Source organism: Synechococcus sp. R6-5 (assembly GCF_047461775.1).
Classification (GTDB): domain Bacteria; phylum Cyanobacteriota; class Cyanobacteriia; order Thermostichales; family Thermostichaceae; genus Thermostichus.
This window is the reverse complement of the sequence record NZ_JANSHV010000296.1, coordinates 1-5,823: the sequence shown is the minus strand read 5'-3', so window position 1 is coordinate 5,823 and position 5,823 is coordinate 1. Positions and strand designations below refer to the sequence as shown.

Here is a 5,823-nt window from a genome sequence, read left to right as displayed (position 1 = left end):
AGCAGTGTTCAGCGTAAATGTATCAGCCCTGTCTTGAGCGCAATTATAGCCACTACTTCCCGTTCCTCCGGGCAGAACTGGGTCAAGTCTGCCTACGACCGCAGGCCGATTCCCGACCACTGCACGCAATGACGGCCCTGCTCATCCTTCAGGGATCCATCGCGGCGATAGGAAAAGAAATCTTGGGGTTGGCTGAGGGTGCAATGGGGGCTGACGGCAATGTGTTCAGGGGGGATCCCTTGGGCTTGGGCTTGGGCACCGTTGACCCAGCGCAGATCCAGGCGAACCTTGCCGGGCAGAGGATCGGGCAACAGGGCGGCGCGGGCATCCAGCCCTGGGGGTAGGCTTTGCAGCACCTGCTCCGCCACCTCCTCTGACACCTGATAGACCGACCCCGAAATAGAGGGCCCGATGGCCACGCGGATCCCAGCAGCAGGGATCCCCGCCTGTAAAAACTCCTGCAGCACCTTGGACAAGATCCCCGCAGCAGTGCCTCTCCACCCGGCGTGAATGGCTGCCACCCATTCTTGGCTGGCCACCAAAATCGGCACACAGTCAGCGGTGCAGACCCAGGCAGAATCTCCTTGGCGGCGGGCAATGACCGCATCTGCCTGAGAGCGGGTAGGGATCCCTTGACCAACAGAGCAGTCCTGCTCTCGTTTGTGTCCAAAGGTTTCGGTGATCCCATCTGCCCAAACCCAGTTGCAGCCATGCACCTGATGGCCCCACGCGGCCTGTTCAGGGGGCAGTTGCAGCCGGGCGGCCAACTGAGACGGGGGATGGGGATGACCTTGGCGAGAGCCAAAAGCATGAGGCCACTCCGCCAAAAGCTGACACTCCAGCCAGCGCCATCTCCCTGCCTGCTGCCAAACCCACAAGGCGGAGCCACTCATCGGCGGGAGCTACCCGGACCAGCAATCGGCGGGGATCCTTGAGACCGATGTTGGGCGTGGAGATGACCCACCCGCTCTTCCAAACACATCTTCAGCTCAGCAGGGTTAAACAGCATCGGCAAAAAATGAATGCTCCGGGTTTCTCGGAAAAAGAACAACACCGGCAGCGGCGGCCAGAAAATTTGCCAATCCTGCCACTCGCTGTAGGGAAACTCGCGGATGCGCTTGGAGCCGCTGTAGACCTGCAGCGCCGTCCTGGTAAAGGCCAGCCCGATCAGAGAGGTCTGCACCATCAAAAACAGGCCAAACAGGCCCACCCCTAGCCCCGCCCAAAACGAAAGCCAGAACAGCGGCACCGCCAAAGCCAACACCGACAGGCTGAGGCGAAAATCCGGAGTCAATAGATGGGCAGAATTGGGTCTAATCATGCCCCATTTCTCCTCTCAGGGATCCCAGACCCATTCTAGGCCGCCTCGGCAACTCTTCAGAAGTCAGAGGATCTGTAGGACATAGAGGAGAGAGCCTCTTCTCGAAATCAGGGAACGAGGGGCAAACCGAACCCGTTTTTTGAGTTATCCCGAAAAATACTTGGGATCCTGGGGAAATTGGGGTTTGCCATTGAGCTTCTTCCCACAGCTGGCCGATACAACCGCGCAGGCGGGATGGAATCCTCGCGTAGCTCTCAACTGAGGGCCTCACCGCGTGCGATGGTATACGATAAACTCCAGAGTTCCGCAAGTTTACAGATCAGAACCGGCGAGACATCCCTCGCTCACCCAAACACGGCCTGGGGAAAACCGACATAATACGGATATAACGAGTGCTTACTGCTAACCCGCACAATTCGTTGGGCCTCTCCATGCCTCTCGACCCTCTCTCTCAGTTGCCAGAGGAGCCAACCACTCAGATCCCCTTGGAGTTTTACGAGCGCAGACCCCAGCCTGAGGCAACTGCGGCCTTTCTAACGGTGCTCAGCGGCGCCAATGTGGGCATGACGTTTCCCTTGGCGAGGGGTGGAGTTTTGGGGCGCAGCCACCGCGCGGACATTCAGCTCTTGGATCACGCCGTCTCCCGGCAGCACTGTCGGCTGGAAAGAGAAAGTGAGGGTTATGTTCTCACCGACCTGGAGAGCCTCAACGGCACTTATGTTAACGGCGAGCGCGTCAGCCGCGTTCTCCTGAAGGATGGGGATTACATTCAAGTGGGGGCCAGCACCCTCAAGTTTGCCTACTACAACGCGGCAGAAGAAGCCTTCTTTTTGCAAATGGCCACTGCTGCCCTCTATGACCCGCTAACCGGTCTGTATAACCGACGTTTTTTCCTGGAGCAACTGGAGCTGGAGATCCCCTTTGCCCTTCGCCATCGCATTCCCCTCCACGTGCTCTATCTGGATTTGGATGGGTTTAAGCAAATCAACGACCGCTGGGGGCACTGGGCTGGGGATCAAGCCTTGATCCAGGTGGCGCGGCGACTGCAAGCTCACGTTCGCCAAGACGATCTGGTGGCCCGCTTGGGGGGCGATGAGTTTGCCCTGCTGGTGCGCGGGATCCCGAACTCGCAGATCCTAGGGCTGGCAGAACGCTTGCGGCAGGCTGTCCAGACCCTGTTGGTGCAGGCGGGGACGGAGACCATCTCCCTAAGCTGCAGTGTGGGCATCGCCTCTCTGCTGGAGCTGGGAGAGGGAACTGACCCACAAAGTCTGCTGGCTGCTGCCGACAAGGCCCTCTACCAAGCCAAAGCTGAGGGGGGTAACCGAGAGACTTTGCTGTAGTTCAGGGCCAACTGCTGGAGTTTAGGATCCCTCCACCAAACTGGCGTAGGCTTCGGCGCTCATGGTGTCCTCGAGATCTTCGGGGTTGGCAATGCGCACCTTGATCAGCCAGCCATCGCCATAGGGATCGTCGGCAAGGCTTTCGGGGCTCTCCACCACCGCTGTATTCACGGCCACCACCTCTCCAGAAAGAGGGGCATAGAGATCTTCGACGGCTTTGACCGATTCCACCGAGCCAAAGCTTTCCCCTTTTTCAATCTCTGTCCCTTCTTCGGGCAAGCCCACGAAAACGATATCCCCCAGTTGATCGACGGCATAAGCTGTGATCCCAATCACCGCAATATCATCCTCGACATGGATGTACTCGTGGGTGTCCACGTAGCGCAGATGGGATGGATACTCCAGGGCCATGCCGGTTCTCCCGTAGAATTCAGTGGATTATTCTAGGGTCAACCCTTGAAGATGGTAAAGAGCGGATCCCAAGCCCGGCCCGCTAGAGAAACTCCATCAGCAGCCGATTGACCGTTTGCGGAGCTTCCTGCTGCGCCCAATGGCCGCATTCGGGGATGTACTCCTTGCGCAGGCCGTTGGGGAAAAAGGGATCCATCCCCTCAGTTAGCTCGCGGCTGAGGGCAAAGTCTTCTTCTCCCCAAATTAGCAGGGTGGGGGCGAGGATCTGCCGCATGGGCTGCAAAAACAGGTTCTGCAAGGTGGGCAGGTTAAACAGCTGGCGGTAGTAGTTGAGGGCAGAGGTGAGAACCTTGGGTTTGGAGAGGGCCTCTTGGTAGAGCTTGAGGTCGTGGCGGGTGAAGGCGCTTTTGCGCACCGAGGTTTCCTGGAAAATGCGGCGCACCCAATCTCCCAAATCCCACTGCAGCACCCACTCTGGCAGCCAAGGCAATTGAAAAAAGAACAGGTACCAACTGCGGCGCAGTTGATCCAAGTTGCTCAAGAACTCCCGCCGGAAGCAGGCCGGATGGGGAGAATTGAGGACGGCCAGCTTGCGAATCTCCTCAGGAAAAAATTGCGCCCAGTGCCAGGCAATGGCTCCCCCCCAATCGTGGGCTACGACCACCGCTCTTCGGGCCCCAAAGTGGCTTAGCAAGCCGCGGATATCCTCGGTAAGGGTATCCAGGTCATAGCCGTGATCCGGTTTGTCGGAATCGTTGTAGCCGCGCATGTCGGGTGCCACCACGCGAAACCGCTGCGCCAACACCGGAATCTGATGTCGCCAGGAGTACCAAAACTCCGGGAAACCGTGCAACAAGATCGCCAGCTCCCCTTCCCCTTGGGTGACATAGTGCAGTTGAATGCCATTGGTAAGGGCATACCCGTGCTGCCAGGTTCCCATCTTGGCGGCTACCTCAGGAGGAAGACGGGGGATCCCTGCTTCTGCCATGTCGTCTGCTCTCGAGCTAACCCATGATTTGGTATCCACCCATACTAACCTTTGTCGCCGGTCTTCCCTTTGCCGGCGCAGGCTTTTTGAGAGGCATCCTACGAAGAAAGCTTAAGAGAAAGTCTGCGGGTGAACAGATTAGATGAACACTAGCGCAGAAGGCCAAAGCCCAACATCCCCGCAAAGCGTTGCCATTTTGGGAGCCGGGGCTTGGGGAAGTACCCTGGCGATGCTGGCTCAGGGGCAAGGGCACCGGGTGCGGGTTTGGAATCGCCGCAAGGGCCTGGATTTGGCAGAAGTGCTCCAGGGATCCCAAATCCTCATCTCAGCCGTCTCTATGGCGGGGGTACGCCCTGTGGTGGAAGCGGTGCGCCAAGTGGGGATCCCGCCGCAGGCAATTTTGGTCTCGGCCACCAAAGGGTTGGATCCACTGCAGCTTCTGACCCCTACCCAAATTTGGGGGGCCACCTTCCCGGAGCAGCCCCTGGTGGTGCTTTCGGGGCCTAATCTTTCGGCGGAGATCCGCCAAGGCTTGCCGGCAGCGGCAGTGGTGGCCAGCCGGGATCCCTGGGCCGCTGTGCAGGTGCAGTATGCCCTTTCCTCGGAGCGGTTCCGCCTCTATACCAGCAGCGATCCGCTGGGAGTGGAGCTAGGCGGCACCCTGAAAAATGTTATCGCCATCGCTGTTGGCGTGTGTGATGGCTTGCAACTGGGGGCCAATGCTCGTGCGGCTCTGGTTACCCGCGGCCTGGCAGAGATGATCCGGGTGGGATCTAAGCTGGGGGCACGGGCAGAAACCTTCAATGGCCTGTCGGGGTTGGGGGATCTGCTGGCCACCTGCCACAGCCGCTTGAGCCGCAACTACCGAGTGGGCTACGGGCTAGGCCAGGGCCAACCCTTGTCGCAGATTTTGGCGGAGATCGAGGGCACCGCCGAAGGGGTTTACACCGCTCCCGTCGTGGTCGAGATCGCTGCCCAGCACGGCATTCAGGTGCCCATCACCCAGGAAGTGCATCTGTTGTTGCAAGGGCAGACCACCCCCACCGCCGCCCTCACCCGCCTGATGGAACGTCAACTGACTTCGGAATAGGCTGCCTTCACTTCTCCCAAAGGAGGAGGGGGGTTTCTGGCATAACCGCAAATCTGCGGATGAGGAAAGTTGTTCCGCACTCTATCAGGATTTTTGCAGAGCAGGGAGATCCCAGAATGAGCGATTTGGCGGAGTTTTTTTTTCCAGAGTTTCCCTATGCTGCAGCTGTAGTTCTTCGACTTGTTCTTGCATCAACTCGGATCTCTCTGGCTCCGGGAAGGCGGACAGTAGGCCCGACAGGTTGGGCCAGGTCTTTGTTTAATTTTTTACAAAGTTATGTCCAAACGCATCCTGGTGATTGAAGACGAACCCTCTATTCGCACCTATCTGCAGAAGGTGTTGCAACGAGCGGGGTACGACACGGTGGCGGCCACCGATGGAGAAGAGGGCTTGCAGATGGTGCGCACCCTGATGCCCGACTTGGTGTTGTGCGATGTGGTGATGCCCAAGCTGAACGGCTATGGGGTGCTGGATGCCCTGAGATGGGATCAGTCTACAGCTCACATCCCCTTCGTCTTTCTCTCCTCGAAAATCTCTCCCGAAGAGATTGAACAGGGGCTATGTTTTGGCTCCGATGCCTATCTGACGAAGCCCGTTGACCAGAAACGCCTGCTGAAAGCCGTTGCTGCCCAATTGTCTTGAGTTGACCAAAAGGCGCGGCAAGCCCCGT

7 protein-coding genes are annotated in these 5,823 nt (G+C 58.4%); 3 read left to right on the top strand and 4 right to left on the bottom strand.

Translation table 11 applies throughout. From position 1 onward, the window contains the following. Window positions 1–92 precede the first annotated feature (92 nt). Window positions 93–893, bottom strand: a complete 801-nt coding sequence (gene pgeF, locus NW818_RS13040) for a peptidoglycan editing factor PgeF (RefSeq protein WP_414413198.1) — start codon at window positions 891–893, stop codon at window positions 93–95. Beyond that, window positions 890–1,321 (bottom strand): DUF3119 family protein, encoded by a 432-nt coding sequence (locus tag NW818_RS13035; RefSeq protein WP_414413197.1) that lies wholly within the window; start codon window positions 1,319–1,321, stop codon window positions 890–892. Before NW818_RS13035 ends, pgeF begins: the two co-directional genes overlap by 4 nt. A 392-nt stretch (window positions 1,322–1,713) precedes the next feature. On the opposite strand from NW818_RS13035, the gene NW818_RS13030 reads away from it, so the two are divergent. Further along, window positions 1,714–2,664 carry a diguanylate cyclase gene (locus NW818_RS13030; protein WP_414424794.1) on the top strand — a complete coding sequence of 317 codons (951 nt, stop codon included), beginning with the start codon at window positions 1,714–1,716 and terminating at the stop codon, window positions 2,662–2,664. Window positions 2,665–2,685: 21 nt separating this feature from the next. Here the strand turns inward: NW818_RS13030 and gcvH are convergent, their stop codons facing one another. Both gcvH and NW818_RS13020 read right to left on the bottom strand, forming a co-directional pair. Then, window positions 2,686–3,075: a glycine cleavage system protein GcvH gene (gene gcvH / locus NW818_RS13025; RefSeq protein WP_011432013.1), complete on the bottom strand. Its 390-nt coding sequence runs from the start codon at window positions 3,073–3,075 to the stop codon at window positions 2,686–2,688. 82 nt (window positions 3,076–3,157) lie between these two features. Beyond that, a complete protein-coding gene (locus NW818_RS13020; protein WP_011432014.1) occupies window positions 3,158–4,063 on the bottom strand; it encodes an alpha/beta fold hydrolase in 906 nt (301 codons plus the stop codon). A 142-nt stretch (window positions 4,064–4,205) separates the two neighbouring features. Between NW818_RS13020 and NW818_RS13015 the strand changes: the two genes are divergently transcribed. Together NW818_RS13015 and NW818_RS13010 are read left to right on the top strand one after the other, a co-directional pair. Next, complete coding sequence (locus tag NW818_RS13015; protein ID WP_011432015.1) at window positions 4,206–5,153, top strand: NAD(P)H-dependent glycerol-3-phosphate dehydrogenase; 948 nt, start codon at window positions 4,206–4,208, stop codon at window positions 5,151–5,153. 276 nt (window positions 5,154–5,429) lie between these two features. Further along, complete coding sequence (locus tag NW818_RS13010; protein WP_011432017.1) at window positions 5,430–5,795, top strand: response regulator; 366 nt, start codon at window positions 5,430–5,432, stop codon at window positions 5,793–5,795. Window positions 5,796–5,823 lie beyond the last annotated feature (28 nt).